Source organism: Vibrio sp. HA2012 (assembly GCF_002812955.1).
Classification (GTDB): domain Bacteria; phylum Pseudomonadota; class Gammaproteobacteria; order Enterobacterales; family Vibrionaceae; genus Vibrio.
The window spans coordinates 209,845-236,312 of the sequence record NZ_PFXK01000007.1; the positions used below are offsets into that span (position 1 = coordinate 209,845).

The window sequence follows — 26,468 nt, forward strand, 5'->3', positions numbered from 1 at the left end:
TTTCTGCTGGTTAATCTGTACGCTTTGCAAGCCAGATCATGTTCTTACCCTTTAAATTAATTGATAAATTGCGTCTTAATAATGAGCATGTTACAACCAGTTTCGCTAGCGAAAACAATAACAATGGGTAATCATTACCCAACATCTCATAACGACATCTTACTTACCCCCTCCCTAACCGGAGGGTTTTTTTTAGCTTTTAATTCATATCATTACGAATGTTACTCAGCGTATGTTCGATCAGGGCTCTGGCAATGGTACCTTCCGGTGCCACAAGAGGAGTCTCATCCACACCATACCAGCCGGCATCGGTTAGTTCTGTGTAATCAGGCTTCACCTCTCCGGACTCATAATCGGCCAGAAAAGCCATCATCATGCTGGAAGGAAATGCCCATGGCTGACTGCCAAAATAGCGGATATTATTAACTTTAACCCCGGTTTCCTCCTGAACTTCCCGGGCAACACACTGCTCCAGCGTTTCCCCCGCCTCGACAAAACCGGCAATCACGGTATACATACCACCGCGATGTCTTGGGTGCTGTGCCAGCAAGATCTTATCGCCTTTGCGTACCGCCACAATCACGCAAGGAAAAATACGCGGATAATGCATCGTCCGGCATTCAGAGCACTGCATCGCTATCTGGTTATGGTTAAAATGATTTCGCCCGCCACACTGAGAACAAAAACGCTGTGTCTGGGTCATATGACCAAACTGAACCGCCCGACTAGCCAGCAGGAACACCGGTTCCGGAAGCTCCAGCAGTTCCCGCAACGAGAGCATAGGCAAAACCTGGTCGATATCACTTTCATTCAGCCACATAACCGGGTACTGATTGTAATGACCGATGCATACCGCTTTATCCGACGGCAAACTAAATTCTTTTGCGGTTCCTTTAGGTAGGTTACCATCGACACACCAAAGCTCACTGCCATTCACTACACACCAGTAAGCGATAGAGCTCTCATTATTGTTACTTTTAGTTAACATCCTTTGATCCCATCACTTGAAGTTACTTCATTTTACTGGCAATCTATTTTCAATCCAGCACGAATACAGCTTTAAATAATAAAGCCTTAGCGCCGGTATAAATACAAAAACATTTCTGTTATGGATCTCTGATTTCAGAGAAATGATTACTAAATTGTTAGTAGTCTGATCATGAGGGCGTGGTCATGTTAAATAGACTAAAGAAGACGCAAGAGCAATGGGGCGGCTCCAGTGAAGTTATTGACCACTGGCTGGATACCCGACAGACACTGATTGTGGAATATTGCAGACTAGCCTCTCTGCAACCACATAAGAAAGCCGTGGATAAGCTTCCGACCCCGGAAGAGCTGCAGAATTTCTGTCAGCATCTGGTGGACTACATCTCTGAGGGCCACTTTAAGATCTATGAAATGGTGATGGACAGATGGAAAGCCACAGGTTTCTCTCCGACGGATGAAATTAACCATACCTATGGGCATATTGTTCTGACAACCGATCCGCTACTCAATTTTACTGATAAATATGCGGAAGTTGATCCGGAAGATACGCTGGATACTTTTGACAGTGATCTTTCTCTGATGGGTGAGATTCTGGAAACCCGGTTTGCAGTAGAAGATCAGTTAATCCAGCTGATCGCCGATAGTCTGGCTGTACCACCAGGGGCATAAGTCATTTTCCTGACAGCAGAACAACTTGGACTCTGTTTGCTATGCAATACAAAACGCTATAGACACAAAAAAGGCACCTTTCGGTGCTTTTTTTATAAGTCCATTAATGGCAACCAAAGATAATTATTTATCTAATACAAATAGATACCAATAAGTAAAGGATTTAAAAAGCCCACCAACGGCCATGAAAATGGACACAATATGGACACTATTATTGCCTAATTCGGCTTAAAGGATTTAGCCTAACCGCATCATTCAAATGGTCAGGGGCAAGATGTGCATATGTCATCGTTTGTTTGATATCCCCATGCCCTAATATGTCTCTAAGAGTAAGAATGTCCCCTCCATTCATGACAAAGTGGCTAGCAAAGGTATGTCTTAATACATGGACTTTTTGACCTTTAGGCAAGTCTAACTCTAACTTATCTAAAATATCGTAAAGCTCTGATTGAGGATCATAGCTAAACAGGTTTGTTCCGCTATCTGGATAGATTCTTTCGTACAGTTCTTTACTTATTGGTACTGTTCGTGGTTTATCGGTTTTGGTATTGGTGAATCGAATTCGATAAGGGGATAGATTGCTTGCTTTAAGAGTAACAGTCTCTCTCCAGCGAGAACCTGTCGCTAGGCATATTTCCACAATTCGACAGAGTTCTTCTCTATGCTTTATGGCCTCTAATAAGTCAGATATCTGCCGATCATTCAGAAAGGTCATTTCTGGTTGTTTAACAGTAGGGAGTTTTAATTTTCTAATAGGGTTTTCCCCTTTGTAATCCCCTGTTTCTAGCAAGACAGTAAAGACATTACTTAGTGACTTTGCGAGCCGTCTGATAGTCGCTGGCTTTTGTCCTTTTTCTAAGCGACATTGAACCCACTCAGAAAGCATGTTAGAGGTTATTTTGTTGGCCTGAGGATCATCAAGTTCACGACAAATTAGCTGTAATTTAGTCATATAATTTTCAGCCGTTCGCTTAAACTGCCCTGACTTTTTCCACCATATCTCTATTAGCTCAGAGAGCTGCCGTTTATCCTCCGGTAACCCTAACCACTCCTTATTGTGAGAAGTAGCTAAAATATGTTTTTCAAAAGATAATGCTTCTGCCTTGCGGTCAAAACTTTTTCTGACCCGTTTACCATTAGTGCCTGCGGGTCGGACATCTACTTTCCACTTGTCTCCAACCTTTTTTACACTCATAGCGACCTCATCACCATAGCTGCACGGCCAATGATCTTTAGACGTTTAAGGTCATCACCTTTCACCTCAAAACTGTCATAGTCTGGGTTATCAGAAATAATGCTGTAACTCTGTTCCAGAATGTTCCACTTAAGACGTTTTACATAAACCATTTCATCAATTCGAATAACGTAAACACCATCTTTAACCGGTTCTGTCAGTTCTCGTGTATCAACAATAATTCTGTCTCCATCATTCATGGTCGGAACCATACTTTCACCACTACAAAAGACAATTGCTGTATATGATGGAATCAAACCAAGACTTTTAACCAATTCTATGGAGACGGTAAAAACTCCCGTTTGGAATTCTGTATTAGTCAGACACCCCGCTCCTGCTGCTGCTTGAACATTGAATTCAGGAATATTAATTGTGCCTTCACTAACTGACTTTACGTCATGTATTGATGCATTCGATTTGAGTTTTTCTGGAAAAGAATCAAATAAACTAGGCTTGGTATACTCAAACGACCTATATTCATTACCTGAATCCTTTAACCGGCTAATCGTTTTGAGTTTATTCTCTTTCTCATATTCAGTTCCATATATTTCAATTAGAGCTTTCTGAACATCTTCATGAAGATTTGAAATATGATATTCAAGAGCCCCACCTTGACCAGAAGATTTTCTTTTTAACCAATTACTTCTCTTAGCCTTAACCGCTATAGCCTGCCTACTATTTGGCATATTTTCTATTTCAGACAGCTCTACTCCCTTAAACCACTCTTTCATAATTTTCAGCCTTTAGTGTTGACGCGTAAACAAGATGAATGTATAAATTACTCGTAATCAAGAGTAAACACCGGTAATAAATACCATATATAAACAGGATAAGGGTAATGATAGGTCATAAAGTGAAATCAGAAAACAACATTAGTCAACAACATGCGCCATTTGTAACACCTCAAATGTATGCAGAAATAACAGGACAAACATTGGATGCCGTTAGAGGGCAAATCAAACGAGGAATGCTGCCTGTTCTCCACCGAGAAAGACAAGAACGTGGTTTGAACTTCATCAACATGCGAGCACTAGAGCAACTGGCTCAGGAACAAGCTGAACAGTATCAGGATTGGAAAGCAGCTATTTAGGAAAACCCAATGAGAACACCAATTCATTCAATCTTTATAGATTTCTCACACTCAACCGAAGTCAAGTTACTGCGTGATCTGATCATGGAACGCGGGGATATTGGTAATTCAGTTGAGGAAGATCATTTTCTGACTCAGATCATTATTCAGCTTGAGTCTTCTATTGAACTACTGGAAAGCATGGAGATGTAAAGCATGGAAAATGCCTACCCCCTTGAAATGACCAGCGCACAACGGGAAAGTGGCCTACGGGGTATTGAGTTATGCCGTCAGGCTATTTTTGAGAACAGACCGGCTCCAACTGAGTGGGAGCTTCGCAAAGCGGCATGGCGTGAAAAACTGCGGATCAGAGCTAATCAGCTTCCTGTCCGCCAGCAGTCGGAACTGCACCAGCCATTACCTGATACCTTAGAAGAAGCCACAGCACAATAATGAAGTCCTACATACAATCCAACAGCCTGATAAAAAAGCTCCCTGATAGTTTACGTGGGGAGCTAATCACTTACCTGAATAACCAAAAAGGCACGACTCAGCTGGAATGGAACGGTGAGCGTTTTGTGCATGACGGTAAGCTGACCCCAAGAGAAAAGGTGTTTGAGTTTGCCTCTCAGGTAGCTAACCAGTTTCGCCTGCCGAACGACATCAAAAACTATCTGGACAAAGCCTCTTCGGCTCGCTTTCGCCAGTACGGCTTTAAGCGTGCGGTCACCTTTATTCAAAAACGCAGTGAAGCGGCCTTTGCTGCTTTGGCGGTTCTGCCGGAACCATGGTGGAAACTCGATACTGAATTTAAACGGGCAAGACTGGCTACAGAGCTTTGTGGACGCGCCATGATGCGCCTGCAAATCTGTGTGGCTGACGGAAAAAGCCCACTGGAAACCATAGCAGACATTAATGAGTTTGTGGGGGCGGCTCTGTGGATGCCGCAATTTACACCGGGTGCTGCTGACAGCGAAAACCGGCAGTACTCTATTCTGGCGCGTCTGATGGATGAGTCGGTCTGGAAACGAGCCATTGAACGCCAAACCATAGCGGCATTTGAAAACGCCCGCCGTGGCGCGGGAATGGTGTCTCCGCATGTGTCCCCTTATGCGTCTTATTCTGCTTGTGAGTGGCTTAAGGTGCGACAGGACAGACAGCGCGAATGGCTGGAACTGATGGCGATTGAAGCCGAAACGGGTGAAACCGTGGATATGGTGGCTGTGCATGAATCCTCTGTGGCTCACCCGGTGAACCGGCGTCATGAACTCATGACCCGTATTGCTGGTTGTCAGGAGTACGCCGAAGCCAATAACCATGTGGCGATTTTTATTACCATGACTGCCCCCTCCCGGTTTCACCGGTTAAAGCAGCATGGTAAGTACTGGAGCGAAAATGATAAATGGAACGGAGAAAGCCCGGCGGATGCCCATGAATGGCTCAACCTGTCATGGTCTCGCTTTCGTGCGTACTGTGACCGTAAAGGGGTGATCTATTATGGTCTGAGAGTCGTAGAGCCTCATCAGGATGGTTCCCCGCACTGGCATGGGGTGTTTTTTGTGCCGTTTGAACAGACGCAGGCGTTTACCGATGCACTTAAGCATTACCAGATCCAGCGGGATAACGCGGAGCTGTTCTTTGATGATGGTAAGCCTAAGACCAAAGCACAGAAAGCCCGGTTTGATTATAAGGTGCTGGACGGTTCACAAGGTGCAGTGGCCTATATTGCCAAGTACATTTCCAAGAATGTGGATGGATACGGCCTTGATGGGCTGACCGATCTTGAAACCAAAAAGGCACTTCTGCAGGACACAGTAAAAAATGTCACGGCGTGGTCTCGCTCCTTTGCTTTCCGTCAGTTCCAGTTTCAGAAAACCCCATCGGTGACCGTCTGGCGCGAGCTTCGCCGCATTGAAGATAAACAGGAGTATTGTCTGTTTGAAAAAGCCCGCCGGGCGGCAGATATGGGCTTCTACTCTGCGTTTTTTGATTACATGGGCGGTCACCGCCTGCGCCAGTCAGAGCGTCCCATTAAACCGATGAAAGAGGTTATCGAAAATAAATATGGGGAACACACCACCAAAGTGATTGGGTTAGAGGGGTGTGGTCTCTCTGTGGTGACTCATGACATTCAGTGGAAACTGGTTAAAAAGCCTTCTGCTCTGCAGGAGGCTTCTCAAGGAGGCGGGAGCCTCCGACCTTGGTCTAGTGGCAATAACTGTACGGAGCCTGAATCGGCTGCAGTTAGGCCAACCCGACAGCAACACATTATCGATACTTTCTTTTTAAACATGGAATTAAACGGAGGCGGCACACCAGAATGGGAGGAATTCTGGTGTGGCTCTCCATAACCTACACGCCAACGATGTGATATCAGGGGCAATCTTTTACTTTCTAACGCCGGGAGGCAGGAGAATACATCATGAAAATCTACTCTATCGAAGAATGTCAGCGCGATTTGGCGGCACTGGACGCCGCCGACCAACTGACCGCCGCCATGAAAACCGAAATTGACCGCTTCAAAGGCATGAATCCACAAAAGCTGATCAAGCAGGCCATGGGAATGCTGATGACCGGTAACTTATCACTGGAAGCGCTGGGGCTACCGGTTAACCTGTTTGAACAGCTTGAACAACTGGACAAGTTAAATACCGTTGCCAGAGCCAAATACCGGGCGCGGGTCGTGTCCGATATGAACGAGCTGGCGCTGGTCGATGTATGGCGTGAGCCAGCCAATGATGATGCACCGGTCAGGGAGGCGTAAACATGGCAAAACATCCTAATCCCGTCAGAGGGTTTGTGCGTTGTCCGGTTTGCGGCGCGGTGGCAACCGTGCATCAGGTGGGCGAGGGTCAACTGATGGCAACCGGAGAGCCACCCAAGAACATCCGCAATCTGGGACTGAAATATTACCGTTGTCCGGAATGCGGGAACAGCTCCATCAGCAAAAAGGTGAATGAGTTCATTGACGCGAATATGGCGCAGGAAGAAACCGGGCTGTTACCGGTTGAGGTGACACCAGACACGATTGTCGAAACCGGCTCAGTCACCGAACCGCAAACCGAATCAACCGAAAGGAACATGGGTGATCAAAAGCCGGTTGATGCCAGTCAGGATGCGGTTTCAAGCGCTGAGGTAACCGAAGAGTCCCCCTTTTCAGAGCCGCCCGTAAAGGCCGGTTTTTTAACGCTCAAACGGGTATTGATCGCGTTTGGCCTGATGCTGTGTCTCGGTTGGATGGTGCGTCAGCTTATGCCAAAACGTTGCCCGGAAGAACAAGGGGGTAACCATGTCTCAGCCTGAATGTGAACTGTTGGAGTCGCAAGACACACTGGGTGACTGGCCTGACTTTTCCCCGCTGATTGATCAGCTCAGACAGGAAGCAACCGAAGAAGAAACCGAAGCAACCGAAAACGCCAAACCGGAGCAGGAGGACAAAAGCGAAGCAGTCGCCGGGCTGCTGAATGTGGTCTTTATGATCACCGAACAGGCCACCTCTTTGGTTACCGGGGTGGATTTTCAGTTTGATGAAGCCGGTAAGCAGCAGGTAATTGATGCGGCTGAACCGGTGTTTAACAAGCACGGCAGCACCTTTATGGGGGTTTTTGGCAACTACATTGAAGAAGCGACCCTGCTTTTAGCCCTGCTGGCGCTGATGTACACCGCCCGAAAAGAGTTGGTGAAACAAAAAGCCATTGTGTTAAAGCAAAGGCAACTGGAGAAAGCCGAACGAGAAAGACAACGGAGGATGCATGGCCAAGAAACCCAAGCCTCTGCCTCTGCCTAACCCGGTGAACTCGAACCCGTCTCTGGATGCCGAACACACGATTTACGTAGCCGGGACGGGCGGCGGGAAAACCTCTGCCGTGAAGCATTTGGGGTTAGTCCCCAAAGCCTCACAGGCGGTATTCTTTGACCCGTACCGCAACTATGCCGGGGCTAAATTTCAGGGGCAGCAATGCCTGGGAACTGAGTCCCGTCTGATGTTTGTCAAAGCGCTTATTCAGGCAAGAAAGCGCGGGGAGTCGTTCAAGCTGGCCTACATTCCCTCAAAAGGCGCAACTGCTGAAGAGCTGGAGTTTTTCAGTTCGGTGGTCTGGTCGGTGGGGAACGGCAAAGCCCCTAAGCTGCACGTTATTATCGAAGAGCTGGCTTCCTGCGTGGAAACGTCCGGCAAGCTCAAAGGCCGGGCGGGAGAGCTGCTGCGTGGTGGTCGTCAGTATGGGCTGGTGGTTCACACCGTCTTTCAGCGGGGGCAGGAGGTGCCGAAAACCGTCACCGAACAGTCCTCTGTCTGGTGGGTCGGCGCGGTCAATTCTCTGTCGGATGCGCAGTGGCTGGCCGATAAACGCGGTCTGAACGTCAGTGTGATTGCCAATCTAAAATCGGCTAAGGTAAATAAAGCCCGTATCGGCAAACCCATTGCAGAATATCTGCTGGTCAAAGATGGTATCGGCAATGTGGAGCACAAAGCATTTAACTGTGCCTCTGGCTCGATACTTTCCTTACAGTATCGCTGATTAACGTCACACTTTAACCTATAGGTTACCCGTTTAACCTATAGGTTCTTCCCTCTGTTTTTTCTTCTCAAACCGGATTCTGATAAAGGCTCATTTAACCGGGCACAACGCCCAATAACACCAACGTCGAGAGACAGGGGATTATTCATGTTTGGTTTTACACAAAAGAAACTGATTGGTATCGCAATCGTGGCGGCAGTGGTCGCGGCGGCTGTGGTGTATGCGTCAAACAATGTTGACGCAGTAGAAGACTATATCGGCTAAGGGGGACTTATGGAACTTATCCAAACACCATTCGCCCCTCGCGCTAAAGAACTCGACCCAATTGAAGGGGTTGGCTGGGGGAATCGTGCCTCATTGCGTCTGGTTTCGGGGCCGACTTATCACGACCTTGAGCTGGTGACGAATATCACTGACCCCAAAGACATTGAACGCATTGAGGTCAGTGTCAACGGGAAACCGATTTATTCAGCCTCTGGTGACACGTTCATGAAAATCATGAAACACCGAAAAACCTTTACCGAAGCGGGTCGCTACGTTATCCCGTTTGGGGAGTCTGAGCTGCGCACCAAAATCGGGGTACGCCAGAGCGATTTGGTCACCCTGCAGGGAGAAATCTGGTTTGTGCATATCACGCTCAAAGCCAAAGACGCGGGAACCCCGGCTCCTATTATGCGTGCTCGCGCTCATGTGCTGCCGGCACAGAGCACCCGTTATTATCTGCCCCGTTTGTATGAGCTGACGTGGTTTGCCTCTGCGACAGGCCGGACGAAGTTTGATTTTGCCGAGCGCTCACCGCTTATCAATATCAAGCGTCTGCATTTCTTTGACCCATCGGTTGAGCGTGTACGTGTCGAGCGGGACAACGTGGAAGAGTACAACGTGACCAAGGCAGACAATGCCTATGATTTGGCTGTGGCTGACCAAGAGCAGAACGCTGACTGTTTCAGTCTGGATTTTGTGCGGTACGGGTTTGGTGCCGATGGCATGTTAAACACCGCCGCCAGCCAGCAACTGACGTTTGAACTGGATAAGACAGCACCGGGCAGTGTTCCGCTTATTGTTGAATCTGTTGAACAGGTAACGGCACTGCCTAACGCAGCCTAAGGGGGAGTGATGAGCCTTTGGGATTGGGATGGAATCGGCGAAACGCTGACGGGGATATCGACGTCGGCCAAGTCCATTTATGACGACTGGTCGAATACCGGGGAAGAAAACACACAGGCTGCGGCCAGCGCCGCTCCTGAACTGAACCGGGAAACACAACCGGCCGCGCAGCAGCCGACCGGAGCACCGGTCACCATGCAGGGCTATGGCATGAACCAGCAAACCCTATTGATGGGCGGCCTGATTATTCTGGCTGTGGTGGTTCTGCTGATTGTTTTTAAGCGCTGATAAGGGGGAGTGATGCCAGCAATCATATTGTGGCCTCTTATTACTGGGGTTGGTGGGTTTGGGTTGGGCTTCTTTTCCGGTTCGGATGCTAAGAAGTTACTGACTACAGCCGTGCTTATTGGTGCGGCAGTTTATGCCTACAACAAGGTAAAAAAATAATGTTAGGAGCAGCAGGTTTGATAGGCGGTGGATTAACCAACAGCGGCAGTATGCCGATTTCAGCCGGTGGCGGGGCAGCGGCACCCTCCACCGCAACCTCCACCACAAACAACGGTTTTACGGTTGGGGATTTTTCAATGGGCGGCGGAACCAGTAGCAATACGACTCTGCTGATTGTGGGCGCAGTGGCTTTGATGGCGCTGTTTATCTTTATGAAGAAGTAACGATGAAGATCCGACACATAAAACCTAAGCACGCGGATTTTAACGCGCACATGAATTTGTTAAAGACAGCATTTGACCGAGTACCGAGCCGAAAAGCGGAATTCTTAGAGATGAAAAGAGCGGTGACAGAGTGTGATGCCAGTTTTTACCAGATGAGTGATGGCGGCGGTACTGTCCGGCTGGTTAGCCAGATACGGGATAACACCTTTTTTGTCTGGGGGATGAGTGGCAAAGGACTGGTGAGTGTGGCTCCGGCCATCATTGAACGGGTCAGCGCCTGTGGATACTCCGCTCTGGAGTTTGTCACGTATAAACCGGGGATGCGGCGCATTCTTCGCGGACTGGGTTTTGTGGAAGTCGAACGCGTTAACAGGTCAGGCGGCACCGAGACCCGGCACCGCCTGATGATAGAGGGTAATTAATATGGGTGGCGGCGGTAGCAGTAAAAGTTCCAACAAAACCACAACAACCAGCGTCAGCGGCCAGAACGGCATACAGGGTGACAATCTGGGTGCCAGCATTGCTGGTATTCAGAATTCCACCGTCAGCGTGCAGATGACTGACCATGGTGCGATTGAAAAAGCGGGTCAACTGGCGGAACTGTCATTAACCACAGCCAGAGACAACACGAATGCGGCTCTGGAGAATATGTCCGGATTTGCCGGGGAAACCTTAAAGCAGCAGGCACTGACCAACTCTGAGAATTTGCAGTACATGGCGGGACTGGCCGGAAATCAGGCCAGTCAGAATGCCCGGAATCTGGAGACACTCAAAGAGTTGGCGTCCATGGGGATGGATGGCGGACAGGTTGAAACCAGCACCAAAATGAGCACGCTCACACTGGCAGTTGTTTTGGTGGTTGGCATTATCGCGGCGATGGCCGTTAAGGGGAAATGATGAGTTTTTCGCAAATCATGCAGCCGCATAGTGTGGCGCAGTTCACCGCTCAGGGCACCTTTTTGTATGTGGAAGAGGCACCCGGCACGGTTCGGCTTCGCAGTGACGCCGGTCAGTATGAGCTGGTCAAAGGCGCTCAAATCCTGAACGGCAACTTAACCGGACTCATTACGGTAGAGAACACCGGGGAAGCGGGTCAGGTCTCGCTTAAGGTGGGAAATGGTGAATACCGTCCCCCACAGCGTGAAACACTGGCGATTTCTGCGCAGCCACCGATGCAGATAGCCCCCGATCAGGGAGTGAGCATTGATTCTCTGCCTCCGGTTGACATTGCTTTTGGACAATCGGTAGCGATTAGCTCACAGCCCCCGGTGCAGATTGCGCCGGAGCAGTCAGTAACGGTGGATAGCCTGCCGAGTCTGGTGCTTTCTGCCGGGCAGAAGATTGGCTTAGACGCCCCGGTACAGATTGCGGCCGGTCAGCAAATCGCCATCAGTAATCTGGAGCGGGTCAGCAGCGCATTTCAATCGGCACAAGTGGCGCTGCCGCATACCTTTGCCAGCAACGCGGCCAGAAAGAAACTCATACTGAAAGCCCCGGCCACCAATGTAAACCCGGTGCTGATTGGCGCGTATGAGCTGGGCGCAGGCGAACATATCACATTAGAGACCACCGCAGAGGTAACCGTGACCGGCTCTGATGCGGTGCAATACATTGAGGTTTAACCATGGGAACAGTGAAACAGAACCTGCCGCAGGGCAGCAGCCGGAACAAGATTGATTATCTGGCGGAGGTGATGGACAACGCCGGGAGCGTGATTGATGGGCTAAAAGCCGAGCTGGACGCGCTGGGGGGCGCTCCGGCATCCGGGGGAGATAGCGGCTTACTGGCGTCGGCGCTGGTTGGGTTTGAATCGTTCAACATGTTGAGCGAAACACATATTGATCATGTACCAACGGCGTGCATTGATTCGTTCGGGTGGACGATTAATGAAGACTTGTTAACTGGGTTTGGGAATGAGTTTTCATTTGCAAATTATTGTTCATTAATGGGCTTTTCTGCCAGTGAGCGCGGCACGTTTTTGCTGTCCGTGTCATTAATGCTGGAGGTAGAACTGGCCGAGGCTCCGGATTGTAAGATGTTGGCGGTATTGGTCGGCAATGGCGGCGTGCAGCCGATATTTGCGCCTGTAGTGTGGGACGCGGCCAGCGGCAAGGCGTACGCGACAATTCAGGGCGAATGTCAAACAACCATGCCCGAACCCTACGGGGGCGACAACGGCGGCGATAATGAAAATGTCTGGCTGCCTATGTCTTTTGTGCCTATCTCAAATGATAGTCCCGGCCTGAATTTGAAATCAAATTCAATGAAATGTTTTGGCCGAATTTCGTTATTGGCCTTTGATAAAAAAGATATTGATGAATAAATGGCTAATCATAGGAGGGCTGACTGGTGCGGCTTTCCTGCTTTGGGGAGGAAAAACACTCATGACAAGCACTCGTGGAGTCCGCAATAACAACCCGCTGAATATTAAGCGTGGGAATGACTGGAACGGGGAAACGGATATCCCGTTAGACCCGGTTTTTGAATCATTCAAAGAACCTAAGTATGGATTCAGAGCCGGAGCAAAACTGCTTCGGAATTATCAAAGCCTCTATGGTCTGAACACCATCCGGGAGCTAATCAACCGCTTTGCCCCATACAGCGAAAACAACACACAGGCGTATGTTGCGTTTGTGGCAAAAGAGATGGGAGTGGGTGAAAACGAGCCGCTGGATCTCTCCAGTGACAGTACACTGGCAAAACTGATCCATACCATGTCGAAAATGGAATCGGGTAACGGTGCCTTTTCACTGACACAGGCAAAAGCGGGGGTCGCCTTAGTATGACCAAAAAAGAAGCCCTAACAAAAATCGCATTAGGTGTCGTGACCGCCATTTTGGGCGCTTACGCCGTCAAACAACTGAAACAGGCAGGTATGCTATGAAACATTTTTTGAAAGACAAACTGAATATTGATTTAGAGCAGCCGTCCACAAAAAAAGGACTGGCTCTGGTGGGGGCGGGTATTGCATTGACTGCAGGTCACCCGGAACTGCTAACCGCTACGGTCACCGATAGTGGTATTCATTATGGTGGCCTGATAGGCACCACCATTCCGATTCTGGTCGGGGTATGGGAAACCATCCGGGATGAGTTTGCATGATAGAGCTGATGCAGTATCTCACTAGCATGGGTTTGCCACCCTCCACCATTATCATCATTGGGCTGTTCTGGAAGCAGAATAACCGGTTGATACGGCTTGAAACCAAAGTGCTTTAATTACAAACAAGTGTGTTATCTAACACACTTGTACCTCATTTTGTTTAGGTGACGTTGATTCATAAAATGCATCATACACAATAAATTTCAGGCAAAAACAATTCCACAACTTTACACATGTAATTTATAGACATATTCTTTGAAAGAAAATAATGAAAACAGGTGATCACTATAGATTACAGGTAAAGGATTGGCTAAAAATGGGAATGCGAATTAATTGTAAAAATAGTAATTACTTATTTGGGAAATACTTTCTCCCTATAAGCATCTTGTTGATTATTATTATGTCTGTTATCTATTACATAGACAATAAATCCCGAACATCATTGCTTCATAACCGAGAATACCTCAACATCTTGCAACAAGAAAAAATCACTAAACATGAAATAGAACATATTATAGGCGATTTGAAAGTACTTTCTCATCATAGTGCATTTAAACAATACGACCTTGAAAATAAATTGGATGTGAAAGCAATCCAGTACGATTTTCTTCAGTTCAGCACAGAGAAGCCAAATTATGACCAAATTCGCTTCATCAGTGCTGATGGAATGGAAAAAGTGAGAGTAAACAGAAAGGATTCCAACCCCTTTATTGTTGCGGATTCACATTTACAAAATAAAGCTAATCGGTATTATTTTTCTGATACTATGGAACTAGATAAAGGAAATGTTTATTTTTCTCCGCTAGACCTAAATATTGAGCAAGGTGTTATTGAAGAACCTATCAATCCAATGTTGCGAGTTGCAACACCAGTTTTTAATAACACTGGATTAAAAATTGGTATTGTTATTATTAATGTAAAAGCACGTCACCTATTAAATAGGTTACTTTTGCTCGATAATATTTCCACCGGAGTCACGTTATTAATAAATAGTGATAGTTATTTTTTGAAAGGCTTCAACTCAAACGACGAGTGGGGCTTTATGTATCCAGAAAAAAATGACTTAAAATTTAGCAAGCAATTCCCTTCAGCATGGAAAACTATATCGACGACCAATCGGGGGCAGTTTATCACAGATGAAGGTTTATTTACTTTTGTCACGATTCACCCATTACCCGAAATTATTCATTCAAGTACAGGTGCCAGTGGAGCATTTGAATCAAGTAGTAAAAAATTTCTAGCCAATGAATATTATTGGTTCCTTATCTCTTATGTAACTCCACTGAATTACAATTACCGAATTTGGATTTTTTATCTATTGGGTACAATATTTTTACTTTTTATTGTTGGTCTTTATGCTTGGAAAAATGCTCAGATAGAATGTAAACGGATCTCTGCTGAGAAAGCGTTAGAACAAGAAGCAACGCATGATACCTTAACTCAATTACCCAATAGAAAGCTTTTATATCAAAGACTTGATTACATTATTGAAAATGCAAAGCGAAAGGAAAGAAAGTTTGCATTACTTTTTATTGATTTAGATAAATTTAAAATGATAAATGACACCTATGGACATAAAGCTGGTGATACCGTGCTAGTAACAACTAGCTTTAGAATAAAGAGCATTTTAAGAAGATCAGATACGGTTGCCCGTATTGGCGGTGATGAGTTTATTGTGTTACTCCCGGAACTTGAACAAACAGAATCTCCGGAAATTGTCGCGAAAAAGCTAATAGATATTATTAATAAGCGTATACTGATTAAATATGAACATAACGTTATTGAGCAATACGTAGGAACTAGTATTGGAATAAGTATTTACCCTAATGATGGGGGCAGTTCAGATGTCTTGATTCATAAAGCTGATCAAGCGATGTACAATGCTAAAAACCGTGGTCGTAATCAGTTCTGTTCTTATGTTGATGATGCGATCCTATAGTTTTCTTTTTCAGATTACATTAACTATCAAAGGGCTAAACTGAAACTGTCCAACTTTGAGTTAGAAATAACTTTATTTAGCCGGAAATTAATTGAAACAACATAGAACCGAAGGGCATTTAATGGGCAGCGTAAAATAAAAATCCTTATTTATCAAAGAATTATAGTCACAAAAAAGGCACCTTTCGGTGCCTTTTTTCTTAGTAGTCAGCGATTACTCTTCTGTTGAAGAGAAACCGGCGTTCAGCAGTGCTGCCAGATTGTCCGTTGCTTGTTCAGCAGATGGACCTTCTTGCTCACCACGCTGCTTCTGACGCTCCTGATGATACGCAAAACCGGTACCGGCAGGGATCAGACGACCAACGATTACGTTCTCTTTCAGACCACGCAGATCATCTTTCTTACCGGAAACCGCAGCTTCGGTCAGAACGCGGGTGGTTTCCTGGAAGGACGCCGCAGAGATGAAGGACTCGGTTGCCAGAGATGCTTTGGTGATACCCAGCAGCTCACGTTCGAAACGTGCAGGCTCTTTGCCTTCTGCTTCCAGAGCACGGTTGGCAATCTTAACCTGAGAGTACTCAACCTGTTCACCTGGCAGGAACTCAGAATCACCGGCAAATGTAATAGTACACTTACGCAGCATCTGACGAACGATAGTCTCAATGTGCTTATCGTTAATCTTAACGCCTTGCAGACGGTAAACTTCCTGAACCTCGTTAGCAATGTAAGAGGTTACAGCATGGATACCACGCAGACGCAGGATATCATGCGGAGTTTCCGGACCATCAGCGATAACATCACCGCGCTCAACCTTCTCACCTTCAAACACGTTCAGCTGACGATGCTTAGGAATCATTTCTTCATAAGTATCGCCACCCTCACGAGTGATGATCAGACGGCGTTTACCTTTGGTTTCTTTGCCGAAGGATACGGTACCTGTGTACTCAGCCAGAATCGCAGGCTCTTTAGGCTTACGAGCTTCGAACAGATCCGCAACACGTGGCAGACCACCGGTGATATCCCGGTTACCGCCAGATTTCTGCGGAATACGTGCCAGCGTATCACCTACATCCATCTCTGCTCCGTCTTCGATGTTCACGATAGCTTTACCCGGCAGGAAGTACAGAGCCGGCATATCAGTACCAGGGATCATGACGTCATTGCCTTGTTCATCCACCAGCTTAACGGCAGGACGCATATCCTTACCGGCAGCAGGACGAGCAGCAGGATCCGTTACTTCACTCGAAGACAGACCTGTCAGATCATCAGTCTGACGAGAAACGGTTACACCGTCGATCATATCAACCAGTTGTACCCGACCAGCCACTTCAGTGATGATTGGCATGGTGTGCGCTTCCCAGTTAGCGACTGTTTCACCCGCATCAACTGCATCATCATGACCTTTGCTCAACATCGAACCGTAAGGCAGTTTGTGCTTCTCTTTCGTACGGCCGAACTCATCAATAATGGTCAGTTCAGAAGCACGGGAAGTGATAATCAGCTTGCCATCTTTGTTGGTTACGAATTTGGCATTGTGCAGTTTCACAGAACCGGTGTTTTTCGCCTGGATGCTGTTTTCTGCTGCAGCTGTTGATGCCGCACCACCGATGTGGAACGTACGCATGGTCAGCTGTGTACCCGGTTCACCGATAGACTGTGCTGCGATAACACCCACGGCTTCACCCTGGTTAACCAGGTGACCGCGAGCCAGATCACGACCATAACACTGAGCACAACAACCGAAGTCAGAGTCACAGGTTACGACTGAACGTACTTTCAGGCTGTCCACGGAATTGTCTTCCATGATCTGACACCACTTCTCATCAATCAGAGTATTACGTGGGATCAGGACATCTTCAGTACCAGGTTTCAGTACATCTTCAGCCACGACACGACCCAAAGCCAGCTCAGTCAGTGCCACCTTAACGTCACCACCCTCGATATGAGGCATCATTTCAATACCTTCATGGGTGCCACAGTCGTGTTCAGTAACAACCACGTCCTGAGCAACGTCTACCAGACGACGAGTCAGGTAACCGGAGTTCGCTGTCTTAAGTGCGGTATCCGCCAGACCCTTACGAGCACCGTGGGTTGAGATAAAGTACTGAAGTACGTTCAGACCTTCTTTAAAGTTCGCGGTGATCGGCGTTTCGATGATTGAACCATCCGGACGGGCCATCAGACCACGCATACCAGCAAGCTGACGAATCTGCGCTGCAGAACCACGAGCACCGGAGTCAGCCATCATATAGATGCTGTTGAATGATTCCTGCTGTTCTTCTTCACCATCACGGTTAGTAACTGTTTCAGAAGACAGGTTATCCATCATCGCTTTCGCAACACGATCGTTGGTCGATGCCCAGATATCGATTACTTTGTTGTAACGTTCACCAGCCGTTACCAGACCAGACTGGAACTGTTCCTGGATTTCACGTACTTCTTCTTCTGCTTCAGAGATCTCTGTGTATTTCGCTGGTGGTACAACCATATCGTCGATACCAACAGAGACACCAGACAGTGCCGCATAAGCAAAACCGGTATACATGATCTGGTCAGCAAAGATAACCGTATCTTTCAGACCCAGCTTACGGTAAGCCTCGTTCAGCAGGTTAGAGATTTGCTTCTTACCCAGCTTCTGGTTTACCAGGCTGAATGGCAGGCCTGATGGAACAATTTGCCACAGCATGGCACGCCCAACGGTAGTATCTACCATTTTGGTTTCAGTTGTGCTGTTACCGTCTTCATCAACAACCGTTTCAGTGATACGTACTTTAACGCGAGCGTGCAGCTCAGCCGTCTTAGTACGGTACGCCTTTTCAGCCTCTTTAGGGCCGGCAAGGTACATACCTTCACCTTTTACGTTAATCTTTTCACGGGTCATGTAGTACAGACCCAATACAACGTCCTGAGAAGGTACGATGATAGGGTCACCTGACGCTGGCGACAGAATGTTGTTTGTCGACATCATCAGAGTACGGGCTTCAAGCTGAGCTTCCAGAGTCAGTGGTACGTGTACCGCCATCTGGTCACCATCGAAGTCGGCGTTATAGGCCGCACACACAAGTGGGTGCAACTGAATCGCTTTACCTTCGATCAGCACTGGTTCAAATGCCTGAATACCCAAACGGTGCAGTGTTGGTGCACGGTTCAGCAGTACCGGGTGTTCGCGGATGACTTCGTCCAGGATATCCCAAACGATAGCTTCTTCGCGCTCTACCATCTTCTTGGCAGCTTTAATAGTCGTAGCCATGCCACGAGTTTCCAGCTTGCTGTAGATAAATGGCTTAAACAGCTCAAGTGCCATCTTCTTAGGCAGACCACACTGATGCAGACGCAGGTATGGACCTACTGTGATTACAGAACGGCCAGAATAGTCTACACGTTTACCCAGCAGGTTCTGACGGAAACGACCTTGTTTACCCTTGATCATATCAGCAAGAGATTTCAGAGGACGCTTGTTTGAACCTGTAATCGCACGACCACGACGACCGTTATCCAGCAGTGCATCCACAGACTCTTGCAGCATACGTTTTTCGTTACGTACGATGATGTCCGGAGCAGCAAGCTCTAGAAGACGCTTCAAACGGTTGTTACGGTTGATCACTCGACGGTACAGATCGTTCAGATCAGAAGTCGCAAAGCGACCACCATCCAGAGGTACCAGCGGGCGCAGATCCGGCGGAAGAACAGGCAGAACTGTCAGGATCATCCATTCTGGATTATTGCCAGACTGAACAAAAGCCTCTACCAGCTTAAGACGCTTAGTGATTTTCTTACGCTTCGTTTCTGAGTTAGTGGATTGAAGCTCTTCACGCATCATCTCTGCTTCTGCATGCAGATCCATGCTTGCCAGCAGATCTTTGATCGCTTCTGCACCCATTTTTGCGGTGAACTCGTCACCCCACTCTTCCAGACGATCCAGATATTCTTCTTCGGTCAGCATCTGACCTTTTTCCAGATCAGTCATACCCGGCTCGGTTACCACGTACATTTCAAAGTACAGTACGCGTTCGATATCACGCAGTGGAATATCCATCAGCAGACCGATACGAGACGGCAGTGATTTCAGGAACCAGATGTGAGCCACCGGAGAAGCCAGTTCGATATGACCCATGCGATCACGACGAACTTTAGTCTGAGTGACTTCAACGCCACACTTCTCACAGATAACACCACGGTGTTTCAGGCGCTTATATTTACCACAAAGACATTCGTAGTCTTTTACCGGGCCAAAGATACGCGCACAGAACAGACCGTCACGCTCAGGTTTGAACGTACGGTAGTTAATCGTTTCAGGTTTTTTCACTTCACCGAAAGACCATGAACGAATCATGTCCGGTGAAGACAGACCGATTTTGATTGCATCAAATTCTTCGGTCTTATGCTGTGCTTTCAGAAAGTTTAATAAGTCTTTCACAATCAGCTCCTGTAAGGAGTTAAAAGGAGCTCACCCGAAAGTGAGCACCTTCTTCCAAATAATCGCCTTTCTTTAAAAGAAACGGATTACTCTTCGTCTTCTAGCTCGATGTTGATACCCAGCGAGCGGATCTCTTTCAACAGTACGTTGAAGGATTCCGGCATACCAGGTTCCATCGCGTGGTTACCGTCAACGATGTTTTTATACATCTTCGTACGGCCGTTCACGTCATCCGATTTAACGGTTAGCATTTCCTGCAGAGTATAAGCAGCACCATATGCTTCCAGTGCCCACACTTCCATCTCACCGAAACGCTGACCACCGAACTGAGCTTTACCACCTAATGGCTGCTGAGTAACCAGGCTGTACGAACCCGTTGAACGGGCATGCATTTTGTCGTCAACCAAGTGGTTCAGTTTCAGCATATACATGTAACCAACAGTGACAGGACGCTCAAACGCATCACCGGTACGACCATCGAACAGTGTCAGCTGGCCTGATTCAGGCAGGTCACCCAGTTTCAGCAATTCTTTAATTGCCAGCTCCGGAGCACCATCAAATACAGGCGTTGCAATTGGCAGACCACCACGCAGGTTATTCACCAGAGTGCGTACTTCGCTATCGGACAGAGAAGCAATATCCACTTTCTGACGAGTATCACCCAGATCATAAACCTTCTGCAGGAATTCGCGGAACCTATGCAGTTCCTGCTGTTCCTTAAGCATCTGATTGATCTTGTCACCGATACCTTTTGCTGCCAGACCCATATGTACTTCCAGAATCTGACCGATGTTCATACGTGAAGGTACACCTAGCGGGTTCAACACGATATCAACCGGCACACCGTTCTCATCGTAAGGCATGTCTTCCACAGGGTTGATCTTAGAGATTACACCCTTGTTACCGTGACGACCGGCCATCTTATCACCAGGCTGAATACGACGTTTCACAGCCAGATAGACTTTAACGATTTTCAGTACGCCCGGAGCCAGATCATCACCCTGAGTGATCTTGCGACGCTTACTTTCAAACTTCTTATCGAAGTCTGCTTTCAGCTCATCCCACTGTTCAGCCAGCTGTTCCAGCTGAGACTGCAGGGCATCATCTGCAAGGCTCTGTTCCAGCCACTTCTTACGCTCGATACCGTCAAGCTGTGCTTCAGAGTAACCACCAGACAGCAGTACTGCTTTAACACGGTTAAGAAGACCACCTTCCAGAATCTGGAATTCTTCTGTCAGGTCTTTCTTCGCTTCTTTCAGCTGCATCTGTTCAATTTCAAGCGCACGCTTGTCTTTTTCAACGCCGTCACGGGTAAATACCTGAACGTCGATGATAGTACCAGACACAGAGTTAGGAACACGCAGAGACGTATCTTTTACGTCAGACGCTTTTTCACCGAAGATAGCACGCAGTAGTTTCTCTTCCGGAGTCAGCTGAGTTTCACCTTTTGGCGTTACTTTACCAACCAGGATGTCGCCACCCTTAACTTCCGCACCGATGTAAACGATACCTGACTCGTCCAGTTTAGACAGAGCTGATTCGCCTACGTTCGGGATATCCGCAGTGATCTCTTCAGAACCCAGCTTGGTATCACGCGCCACACAAGACAGTTCCTGAATGTGGATAGTCGTGAAACGGTCTTCCTGAACAACACGCTCAGAAACAAGGATGGAGTCCTCGAAGTTGTAACCGTTCCAAGGCATGAATGCCAGACGGATATTCTGACCAAGCGCCAGCTCACCAAGGTCGGTAGAAGGACCATCAGCCAGTACATCACCTTTTGCTACTGGTTCACCAGGCAGCACAGTTGGACGCTGGTTGATACAGGTGTTCTGGTTAGAACGCGTGTATTTGGTCAGGTTGTAGATATCGATACCTGCTTCACCCGGAACCAGTTCGTCTTCATTAACCTTAACCACGATACGGGATGCGTCAACAGACTGAATAACACCGCCACGTTTCGCAACCGCCGTTACACCGGAGTCAACCGCTACGTTACGTTCAATACCGGTACCTACCAAAGGCTTATCTGCCTTCAGTGTAGGAACAGCCTGACGTTGCATGTTCGCACCCATCAATGCACGGTTCGCATCGTCGTGCTCCAGGAATGGGATCAGCGATGCCGCCACGGATACAACCTGGTTAGTTGCCACGTCCATATAATCAACGTGTTCACGTGGGTGCAGGCCAGATTCACCTTTCTGACGTGCGGTGATCAGGTCATCCGCAAAAGTACCTTCTTCAGTCAGTGCAGCGTTCGCCTGAGCGATAACAAACTGACCTTCTTCGATAGCAGACAGATAATCTACTTCGTCAGTAACCACACCATCAACAACACGGCGATATGGCGTCTCAAGGAAACCGTATTCGTTACAACGTGCAAATGCAGACAGTGAGTTAATCAGACCGATGTTCGGACCTTCAGGTGTTTCGATAGGACACAGACGACCATAGTGGGTCACGTGTACATCTCGCACTTCAAAGCCAGCACGTTCACGAGTCAGACCACCCGGACCAAGCGCAGAAATACGACGCTTATGCGTCACTTCTGACAGCGGGTTGTTCTGATCCATAAACTGAGAAAGCTGTGAAGAACCAAAGAATTCTTTTACAGCAGCAGAGATCGGTTTAGCGTTGATCAGATCCTGAGGCATGATGTTATCAAGATCACCCAGGCTCAGACGTTCTTTTACTGCACGCTCAACACGAACCAGACCAACACGGAACTGGTTTTCTGCCATTTCACCTACGCTACGGATACGACGGTTACCCAGATGGTCGATGTCGTCAACTTCGCCTTTACCGTTACGGATAGCGATCAGCTTCTTCATCACCTCGATGATGTCTGTTTCATCAAGAATACCTTGTTCACCAGCATCTTCACGACCAATCGAACTGTTGAACTTCATGCGTCCTACCGTTGACAGATCATAACGATCTTCGGAGAAGAACAGACTCTCAAACAGTGCTTCAGCCGCTTCTTTCGTTGGTGGCTCGCCAGGGCGCATCATGCGGTAGATTTCAACCAGCGCAGAGATACGGTCGTTTGAACTGTCGACACGCAGAGTGTCTGACATAAACGGACCATGATCCAGATCGTTAGTAAACAGAACCTCAAGCTTCTTATGACCCGCCTGTGACAGGTTGGCCAACGCTTCCAGACTCAGTTCCTGGTTAGCAGCTACGATGATTTCGCCGGTATCTTCATTGATATAGTCTTTAGATGCGACTTTACCTACGATGTAGTCCACCGGTACTTCGATAAAATCAACACCATCTTTATCAAGATTACGGATGTGACGGGCTGTCACACGACGACCAGCTTCTACGTAAACTTTACCATTTGCTTCAATATCAAATGTTGTGGTTTCTCCACGTAGACGCTCAGGGATCAGTTCCATCATCAGGGTCTGATCTTTTACTTCGAAATTCACTTTCTCGAAGAAGATGTCCAGAATTTCGTCTGTCGTCTTATTCAGTGCACGAAGAATGATAGAAGCCGGTAGCTTACGACGACGGTCGATACGTACGTACAGGTTATCCTTAGGATCAAACTCAAAATCCAGCCATGAACCACGGTAAGGAATTACACGTGCGTTATACAGCACCTTACCTGAAGAGTGAGTCTTACCCTTATCGCTGTCGAAGAACACGCCTGGGCTTCGGTGCAGCTGGGATACGATAACCCTCTCAGTACCATTGATTACAAAGGTACCATTGTCGGTCATGAGCGGAATTTCGCCCATGTAGACTTCTTGCTCTTTAATATCTTTTACAGTACCTGCCGGTGCATCTTTATCAAAAACAACCAGACGCAGTTTAACGCGCAGTGGTTTTGAATAAGTAACACCGCGGATTTGACATTCTTTAACGTCAAAAACTGGCTCACCAAGACGATAGCTAACGTATTGCAGCTCGGAATTGCCGTTATAGCTCTGAATAGGGAATACAGAACGGAAAGCAGCCTCTAGACCGTATTGTCCCTCAGGATCCTGTTCGATAAATTTGTCGAACGAATCGAGCTGGATCGACAGCAGGTATGGAATGTCCAAAACCTGTGGACGAGTACCAAAGTCCTTACGGATGCGCTTTTTCTCGGTATAGGAGTAAACCATGGGGTTCCTCAGCTCGCTGATAAGTGACCCAAACTACCCGCATCATCACAGGGTAGTAACTAATAAACTGTTTACTGTAGACACCATATATACCAATCAGGATGCATTTACATCTGTAAATAAATATAGTGTTTTTTGCTCAGACACTGGTGCTTAAACAGCAGGAAAATTCACCAGAGCCCTACAGCGCAAAAAGGCCGGTGGTCAATAAACCACCAGCCATTAGCCTTTCGGCTAAGAAATTAAGTAATAATTACTTAACTTCAACAGAAGCACCAGCTTCTTCTAGTTGTGCTTTAAGAGCTTCAGCTTCTTCTTTAGATACACCTTCTTTCAGAGGAGCTGGAGCACCGTCAACTAGACCTTTAGCTTCTTTCAGACCTAGGCCTGTAGCGCCACGTACTGCTTTGATAACAGCAACTTTGTTAGCGCCAGCAGCAGTCAGGATTACGTCAAATTCAGTTTGCTCTTCTGCAGCTTCACCAGCAGCAGCACCGCCAGCAACAACAGCTGCAGCAGCAGAAACGCCGAATTTTTCTTCCATAGCTTCGATAAGCTCAACAACTTGCATTACAGACATTTCTGCAACTGCATCTAGGATTTGTTCGTTAGTAATAGACATAACAATTCTCTTTTAAGTCAACAATTAGTTTATTAAGCAACCAGTAAAAAGCAAGCTTTAAGCAGCTGCTTCTTCTTTTTGATCGCGGATAGCAGCGATAGTACGTACCAGCTTGCCAGCAGAAGCTTCTTTCATGCACATCATCAGTTTTGCAATCGCTTCGTTGTAAGTTGGTAGTGTTGCTAGTACTTCAGCATCAGTAACAGTGCCTTCAAATGCAGCAGCTTTGATCTCAAATGCTTTGTTCTCTTTTGCGAAGTCTTTGAAAAGACGTGCAGCGGCACCTGGGTGCTCGTTAGAGAAAGCGATCAAAGTCGGACCAACGAATACGTCTTGTAGACATTCGTAGTCTGTGCCTTCTACTGCGCGACGTGCTAGAGTGTTACGCACAACTCTCATGTAAACACCCGCTTCACGAGCTTGTTTACGTAGAGAAGTCATTGCGCTTACAGCAACGCCACGAGAGTCAGCAACAACTGCAGAAAGTGCACCACTGGCTGCTTCGTTGACTTCAGCAACAATTGCTTTTTTGTCTTGAAGGTTTAAAGCCATCTTGGATTTACTCCTGGTTGTCGTTACACCACTCATAGTTTTACATCGGTCAAACTATGAGAGTTAATACGGTGCATTCCCAGAAGAAAGACAATCTAAAATAGTTCGGCTTTCTGTCAGTTCGGGCACCGTCTACGTAGGTTTTATTAAGTTCCTTTCCGAAGAAAGAACGCCTACGGTCTTGGACGGAGACTGTACTCTTACTTTCTGGCATTCACCATAAAGTGTGATTACAGTCCCAACCACAATTCAAATAGGCGCAAAATTATACATTAATTTCACGCCCATGCAAATTAGTTTGCTTGAGCGTTCAGGCTAGCCTGATCAACAGCAACACCTGCACCCATAGTGGTAGAGATGCTTACTTTCTTCACGAAAGTACCTTTCGCTGAAGATGGTTTTGCTCTCTTCAGTGCAACTAGCAGAGCTTCCAGGTTTTCCTGTAGCTGAGTAGCTTCAAAAGACACCTTACCAATGGTAGTGTGGATGATACCGTTTTTGTCGTTACGGTAACGAACCTGACCGGCTTTAGCATTCTTAACAGCTTCAGCAACGTTAGGAGTTACAGTACCAACTTTAGGGTTTGGCATAAGACCGCGAGGACCAAGAATGGTACCCAATTGACCAACAACACGCATTGCATCAGGAGAAGCAACCACTACGTCGAAGTTCATTTCGCCTTTCTTAACCTGTTCAGCCAGATCTTCCATACCAACAAGATCCGCACCTGCTTCTTTAGCAGCTTCAGCGTTAGCACCCTGAGTGAATACTGCAACGCGGATGTCACGGCCAGTACCGTGAGGAAGAACAGTCGCACCACGTACGTTCTGATCAGATTTACGAGCATCGATACCAAGATTAACAGCAACGTCTACGCTTTCTACGAACTTAGCAGTAGCCAGTTCTTTCAGAAGAGCGATAGCTTCGTTGATTTCGTATTCTTTAGTTACGTCAACTTTTTCGCGGATTACGCGCATACGCTTAGTAAGTTTTGCCATGATCTTAACCCTCTACCACTAGGCCCATTGAACGAGCAGTACCTGCGATAGAACGCTTCATAGCTTCTACGTCAGCACCAGTCATATCTGCCGCTTTAGTTTCTGCGATTTCTTGCAGTTGAGCGTCAGTTACAGTACCCACTTTTTCAGTGTTTGGACGACCAGAACCAGACTTGATGCCCGCAGCTTTCTTCAGCAGAACAGCAGCAGGTGGAGTCTTGATTTCAAAAGTGAAAGAACGGTCGTTATATACTGAGATAACAACTGGAGTTGGAAGACCTTTTTCCAGAGATTCTGTTTTTGCGTTGAATGCTTTACAGAATTCCATGATGTTAACACCGTGCTGACCCAGAGCAGGACCAACTGGTGGACTTGGGTTTGCCATACCCGCTGCAACTTGCAGCTTGATATAAGCTTCGACTTTCTTAGCCATGATATTTCCTAAATTTTGGGTACTTGCGCTAATC

Annotated in this window: 29 protein-coding genes; 20 read left to right on the top strand and 9 right to left on the bottom strand. The window is 47.2% G+C overall.

Translation table 11 applies throughout. The features are described 5' to 3' along the window. Window positions 1-199: 199 nt before the first annotated feature. Window positions 200-988, bottom strand: a complete 789-nt coding sequence (nudC, locus tag CSW98_RS13985; protein WP_100801092.1) for an NAD(+) diphosphatase — start codon at window positions 986-988, stop codon at window positions 200-202. A gap of 185 nt (window positions 989-1,173) precedes the next feature. Between nudC and rsd the strand changes: the two genes are divergently transcribed. Then, the gene (gene rsd, locus CSW98_RS13990; protein ID WP_198517341.1) at window positions 1,174-1,656 is read left to right on the top strand and encodes a sigma D regulator; all 483 of its coding nucleotides are present in this window, start codon (window positions 1,174-1,176) and stop codon (window positions 1,654-1,656) included. Window positions 1,657-1,867: 211 nt separating this feature from the next. Here rsd and CSW98_RS13995 read toward each other — a convergent pair whose 3' ends face one another. Next, complete coding sequence (locus tag CSW98_RS13995; RefSeq protein ID WP_100801094.1) at window positions 1,868-2,851, bottom strand: phage integrase; 984 nt, start codon at window positions 2,849-2,851, stop codon at window positions 1,868-1,870. Then, window positions 2,848-3,621, bottom strand: coding sequence for a helix-turn-helix domain-containing protein (locus tag CSW98_RS14000; RefSeq protein ID WP_100801095.1), 774 nt, complete (start codon window positions 3,619-3,621; stop codon window positions 2,848-2,850). Before CSW98_RS14000 ends, CSW98_RS13995 begins: the two co-directional genes overlap by 4 nt. Window positions 3,622-3,728: 107 nt before the next feature. Here CSW98_RS14000 and CSW98_RS14005 point away from each other — a divergent pair, with 107 nt between their 5' ends. From CSW98_RS14005 to CSW98_RS14090, 19 genes are all read left to right on the top strand, one after another. Further along, window positions 3,729-3,980 (top strand): hypothetical protein, encoded by a 252-nt coding sequence (locus CSW98_RS14005; RefSeq protein WP_100801096.1) that lies wholly within the window; start codon window positions 3,729-3,731, stop codon window positions 3,978-3,980. A 9-nt stretch (window positions 3,981-3,989) separates the two neighbouring features. Then, window positions 3,990-4,172 carry a hypothetical protein gene (locus tag CSW98_RS14010; protein ID WP_100801097.1) on the top strand — a complete coding sequence of 61 codons (183 nt, stop codon included), beginning with the start codon at window positions 3,990-3,992 and terminating at the stop codon, window positions 4,170-4,172. Window positions 4,173-4,175: 3 nt separating this feature from the next. Beyond that, window positions 4,176-4,412, top strand: coding sequence for a hypothetical protein (locus CSW98_RS14015; protein ID WP_100801098.1), 237 nt, complete (start codon window positions 4,176-4,178; stop codon window positions 4,410-4,412). Then, the gene (locus CSW98_RS14020) at window positions 4,412-6,310 is read left to right on the top strand and encodes a replication endonuclease (RefSeq protein ID WP_100801099.1); all 1,899 of its coding nucleotides are present in this window, start codon (window positions 4,412-4,414) and stop codon (window positions 6,308-6,310) included. Before CSW98_RS14015 ends, CSW98_RS14020 begins: the two co-directional genes overlap by 1 nt. A 71-nt stretch (window positions 6,311-6,381) precedes the next feature. Further along, entirely contained in the window at window positions 6,382-6,723 is a 342-nt protein-coding gene (locus tag CSW98_RS14025) for a hypothetical protein (RefSeq protein WP_100801100.1), read from the top strand. A 2-nt stretch (window positions 6,724-6,725) separates the two neighbouring features. Further along, window positions 6,726-7,262 (top strand): hypothetical protein, encoded by a 537-nt coding sequence (locus CSW98_RS14030; RefSeq protein WP_100801101.1) that lies wholly within the window; start codon window positions 6,726-6,728, stop codon window positions 7,260-7,262. Then, window positions 7,249-7,746: a hypothetical protein gene (locus CSW98_RS14035; RefSeq protein WP_100801102.1), complete on the top strand. Its 498-nt coding sequence runs from the start codon at window positions 7,249-7,251 to the stop codon at window positions 7,744-7,746. Before CSW98_RS14030 ends, CSW98_RS14035 begins: the two co-directional genes overlap by 14 nt. Further along, on the top strand, window positions 7,712-8,479 hold the full coding sequence (locus CSW98_RS14040; protein WP_100801103.1) for a hypothetical protein: 768 nt from the start codon (window positions 7,712-7,714) through the stop codon (window positions 8,477-8,479). The genes CSW98_RS14035 and CSW98_RS14040 overlap by 35 nt, the downstream gene beginning before the upstream one ends. A gap of 273 nt (window positions 8,480-8,752) precedes the next feature. After that, window positions 8,753-9,586 carry a major capsid protein P2 gene (locus CSW98_RS14045; protein ID WP_100801104.1) on the top strand — a complete coding sequence of 278 codons (834 nt, stop codon included), beginning with the start codon at window positions 8,753-8,755 and terminating at the stop codon, window positions 9,584-9,586. Between the two features lie 9 nt (window positions 9,587-9,595). Beyond that, window positions 9,596-9,874, top strand: a complete 279-nt coding sequence (locus CSW98_RS14050; RefSeq protein ID WP_100801105.1) for a hypothetical protein — start codon at window positions 9,596-9,598, stop codon at window positions 9,872-9,874. Between the two features lie 12 nt (window positions 9,875-9,886). After that, entirely contained in the window at window positions 9,887-10,033 is a 147-nt protein-coding gene (locus CSW98_RS17650; RefSeq protein ID WP_198517342.1) for a hypothetical protein, read from the top strand. After that, the gene (locus CSW98_RS14055) at window positions 10,033-10,257 is read left to right on the top strand and encodes a hypothetical protein (RefSeq protein ID WP_100801106.1); all 225 of its coding nucleotides are present in this window, start codon (window positions 10,033-10,035) and stop codon (window positions 10,255-10,257) included. The genes CSW98_RS17650 and CSW98_RS14055 overlap by 1 nt, the downstream gene beginning before the upstream one ends. Before the next feature lie 50 nt (window positions 10,258-10,307). Further along, window positions 10,308-10,679, top strand: a complete 372-nt coding sequence (locus tag CSW98_RS14060) for a hypothetical protein (protein ID WP_157810391.1) — start codon at window positions 10,308-10,310, stop codon at window positions 10,677-10,679. Window position 10,680: 1 nt separating this feature from the next. Beyond that, a complete protein-coding gene (locus CSW98_RS14065) occupies window positions 10,681-11,154 on the top strand; it encodes a chemotaxis protein (RefSeq protein WP_100801108.1) in 474 nt (157 codons plus the stop codon). Beyond that, window positions 11,154-11,879 (top strand): hypothetical protein, encoded by a 726-nt coding sequence (locus CSW98_RS14070; protein ID WP_100801109.1) that lies wholly within the window; start codon window positions 11,154-11,156, stop codon window positions 11,877-11,879. Before CSW98_RS14065 ends, CSW98_RS14070 begins: the two co-directional genes overlap by 1 nt. Window positions 11,880-11,881: 2 nt before the next feature. After that, on the top strand, window positions 11,882-12,580 hold the full coding sequence (locus CSW98_RS14075; RefSeq protein WP_100801110.1) for a hypothetical protein: 699 nt from the start codon (window positions 11,882-11,884) through the stop codon (window positions 12,578-12,580). After that, window positions 12,573-13,043 (top strand): structural protein, encoded by a 471-nt coding sequence (locus CSW98_RS14080; RefSeq protein ID WP_100801111.1) that lies wholly within the window; start codon window positions 12,573-12,575, stop codon window positions 13,041-13,043. The genes CSW98_RS14075 and CSW98_RS14080 overlap by 8 nt, the downstream gene beginning before the upstream one ends. Window positions 13,044-13,137: 94 nt before the next feature. Beyond that, the gene (locus CSW98_RS14085) at window positions 13,138-13,359 is read left to right on the top strand and encodes a hypothetical protein (RefSeq protein ID WP_100801112.1); all 222 of its coding nucleotides are present in this window, start codon (window positions 13,138-13,140) and stop codon (window positions 13,357-13,359) included. A gap of 268 nt (window positions 13,360-13,627) precedes the next feature. Further along, window positions 13,628-15,298: a diguanylate cyclase domain-containing protein gene (locus tag CSW98_RS14090; RefSeq protein WP_100801113.1), complete on the top strand. Its 1,671-nt coding sequence runs from the start codon at window positions 13,628-13,630 to the stop codon at window positions 15,296-15,298. A gap of 213 nt (window positions 15,299-15,511) precedes the next feature. Here CSW98_RS14090 and rpoC read toward each other — a convergent pair whose 3' ends face one another. From rpoC to rplK, 6 genes are all read right to left on the bottom strand, one after another. Then, window positions 15,512-19,714 (bottom strand): DNA-directed RNA polymerase subunit beta', encoded by a 4,203-nt coding sequence (gene rpoC, locus CSW98_RS14095; protein ID WP_100801114.1) that lies wholly within the window; start codon window positions 19,712-19,714, stop codon window positions 15,512-15,514. A gap of 86 nt (window positions 19,715-19,800) precedes the next feature. Next, window positions 19,801-23,829, bottom strand: coding sequence for a DNA-directed RNA polymerase subunit beta (rpoB, locus tag CSW98_RS14100; RefSeq protein ID WP_100801115.1), 4,029 nt, complete (start codon window positions 23,827-23,829; stop codon window positions 19,801-19,803). A 253-nt stretch (window positions 23,830-24,082) separates the two neighbouring features. Beyond that, complete coding sequence (rplL, locus tag CSW98_RS14105) at window positions 24,083-24,451, bottom strand: 50S ribosomal protein L7/L12 (protein ID WP_100801116.1); 369 nt, start codon at window positions 24,449-24,451, stop codon at window positions 24,083-24,085. A 57-nt stretch (window positions 24,452-24,508) separates the two neighbouring features. Further along, complete coding sequence (gene rplJ, locus CSW98_RS14110; protein ID WP_100801117.1) at window positions 24,509-25,003, bottom strand: 50S ribosomal protein L10; 495 nt, start codon at window positions 25,001-25,003, stop codon at window positions 24,509-24,511. Window positions 25,004-25,296: 293 nt separating this feature from the next. Further along, entirely contained in the window at window positions 25,297-26,001 is a 705-nt protein-coding gene (gene rplA, locus CSW98_RS14115) for a 50S ribosomal protein L1 (protein WP_100801118.1), read from the bottom strand. Between the two features lie 4 nt (window positions 26,002-26,005). After that, on the bottom strand, window positions 26,006-26,434 hold the full coding sequence (rplK, locus tag CSW98_RS14120; RefSeq protein WP_100801119.1) for a 50S ribosomal protein L11: 429 nt from the start codon (window positions 26,432-26,434) through the stop codon (window positions 26,006-26,008). Window positions 26,435-26,468: the final 34 nt, after the last annotated feature.

What these genes read in the sequence shown, in the direction of transcription:
- rplJ (WP_100801117.1), bottom strand. Translation starts at nt 25,003, where the DNA reads ATGGCTTTAAACCTTCAAGACAAAAAAGCAATTGTTGCTGAAGTCAAC.
- rplL (WP_100801116.1), bottom strand. Translation starts at nt 24,451, where the DNA reads ATGTCTATTACTAACGAACAAATCCTAGATGCAGTTGCAGAAATGTCT.
- CSW98_RS14040 (WP_100801103.1), top strand. Translation starts at nt 7,712, where the DNA reads ATGGCCAAGAAACCCAAGCCTCTGCCTCTGCCTAACCCGGTGAACTCG.
- CSW98_RS14035 (WP_100801102.1), top strand. Translation starts at nt 7,249, where the DNA reads ATGTCTCAGCCTGAATGTGAACTGTTGGAGTCGCAAGACACACTGGGT.
- CSW98_RS14075 (WP_100801110.1), top strand. Translation starts at nt 11,882, where the DNA reads ATGGGAACAGTGAAACAGAACCTGCCGCAGGGCAGCAGCCGGAACAAG.
- CSW98_RS14055 (WP_100801106.1), top strand. Translation starts at nt 10,033, where the DNA reads ATGTTAGGAGCAGCAGGTTTGATAGGCGGTGGATTAACCAACAGCGGC.
- CSW98_RS14080 (WP_100801111.1), top strand. Translation starts at nt 12,573, where the DNA reads ATGAATAAATGGCTAATCATAGGAGGGCTGACTGGTGCGGCTTTCCTG.
- CSW98_RS14065 (WP_100801108.1), top strand. Translation starts at nt 10,681, where the DNA reads ATGGGTGGCGGCGGTAGCAGTAAAAGTTCCAACAAAACCACAACAACC.
- CSW98_RS14045 (WP_100801104.1), top strand. Translation starts at nt 8,753, where the DNA reads ATGGAACTTATCCAAACACCATTCGCCCCTCGCGCTAAAGAACTCGAC.
- CSW98_RS14090 (WP_100801113.1), top strand. Translation starts at nt 13,628, where the DNA reads ATGAAAACAGGTGATCACTATAGATTACAGGTAAAGGATTGGCTAAAA.
- rplK (WP_100801119.1), bottom strand. Translation starts at nt 26,434, where the DNA reads ATGGCTAAGAAAGTCGAAGCTTATATCAAGCTGCAAGTTGCAGCGGGT.
- CSW98_RS13995 (WP_100801094.1), bottom strand. Translation starts at nt 2,851, where the DNA reads ATGAGTGTAAAAAAGGTTGGAGACAAGTGGAAAGTAGATGTCCGACCC.
- CSW98_RS14030 (WP_100801101.1), top strand. Translation starts at nt 6,726, where the DNA reads ATGGCAAAACATCCTAATCCCGTCAGAGGGTTTGTGCGTTGTCCGGTT.
- CSW98_RS14070 (WP_100801109.1), top strand. Translation starts at nt 11,154, where the DNA reads ATGAGTTTTTCGCAAATCATGCAGCCGCATAGTGTGGCGCAGTTCACC.
- CSW98_RS14005 (WP_100801096.1), top strand. Translation starts at nt 3,729, where the DNA reads ATGATAGGTCATAAAGTGAAATCAGAAAACAACATTAGTCAACAACAT.
- CSW98_RS14025 (WP_100801100.1), top strand. Translation starts at nt 6,382, where the DNA reads ATGAAAATCTACTCTATCGAAGAATGTCAGCGCGATTTGGCGGCACTG.
- CSW98_RS17650 (WP_198517342.1), top strand. Translation starts at nt 9,887, where the DNA reads ATGCCAGCAATCATATTGTGGCCTCTTATTACTGGGGTTGGTGGGTTT.
- CSW98_RS14020 (WP_100801099.1), top strand. Translation starts at nt 4,412, where the DNA reads ATGAAGTCCTACATACAATCCAACAGCCTGATAAAAAAGCTCCCTGAT.
- CSW98_RS14015 (WP_100801098.1), top strand. Translation starts at nt 4,176, where the DNA reads ATGGAAAATGCCTACCCCCTTGAAATGACCAGCGCACAACGGGAAAGT.
- CSW98_RS14000 (WP_100801095.1), bottom strand. Translation starts at nt 3,621, where the DNA reads ATGAAAGAGTGGTTTAAGGGAGTAGAGCTGTCTGAAATAGAAAATATG.
- nudC (WP_100801092.1), bottom strand. Translation starts at nt 988, where the DNA reads ATGTTAACTAAAAGTAACAATAATGAGAGCTCTATCGCTTACTGGTGT.
- CSW98_RS14060 (WP_157810391.1), top strand. Translation starts at nt 10,308, where the DNA reads ATGAATTTGTTAAAGACAGCATTTGACCGAGTACCGAGCCGAAAAGCG.
- CSW98_RS14010 (WP_100801097.1), top strand. Translation starts at nt 3,990, where the DNA reads ATGAGAACACCAATTCATTCAATCTTTATAGATTTCTCACACTCAACC.
- rpoB (WP_100801115.1), bottom strand. Translation starts at nt 23,829, where the DNA reads ATGGTTTACTCCTATACCGAGAAAAAGCGCATCCGTAAGGACTTTGGT.
- CSW98_RS14085 (WP_100801112.1), top strand. Translation starts at nt 13,138, where the DNA reads ATGAAACATTTTTTGAAAGACAAACTGAATATTGATTTAGAGCAGCCG.
- rplA (WP_100801118.1), bottom strand. Translation starts at nt 26,001, where the DNA reads ATGGCAAAACTTACTAAGCGTATGCGCGTAATCCGCGAAAAAGTTGAC.
- CSW98_RS14050 (WP_100801105.1), top strand. Translation starts at nt 9,596, where the DNA reads ATGAGCCTTTGGGATTGGGATGGAATCGGCGAAACGCTGACGGGGATA.
- rsd (WP_198517341.1), top strand. Translation starts at nt 1,174, where the DNA reads ATGTTAAATAGACTAAAGAAGACGCAAGAGCAATGGGGCGGCTCCAGT.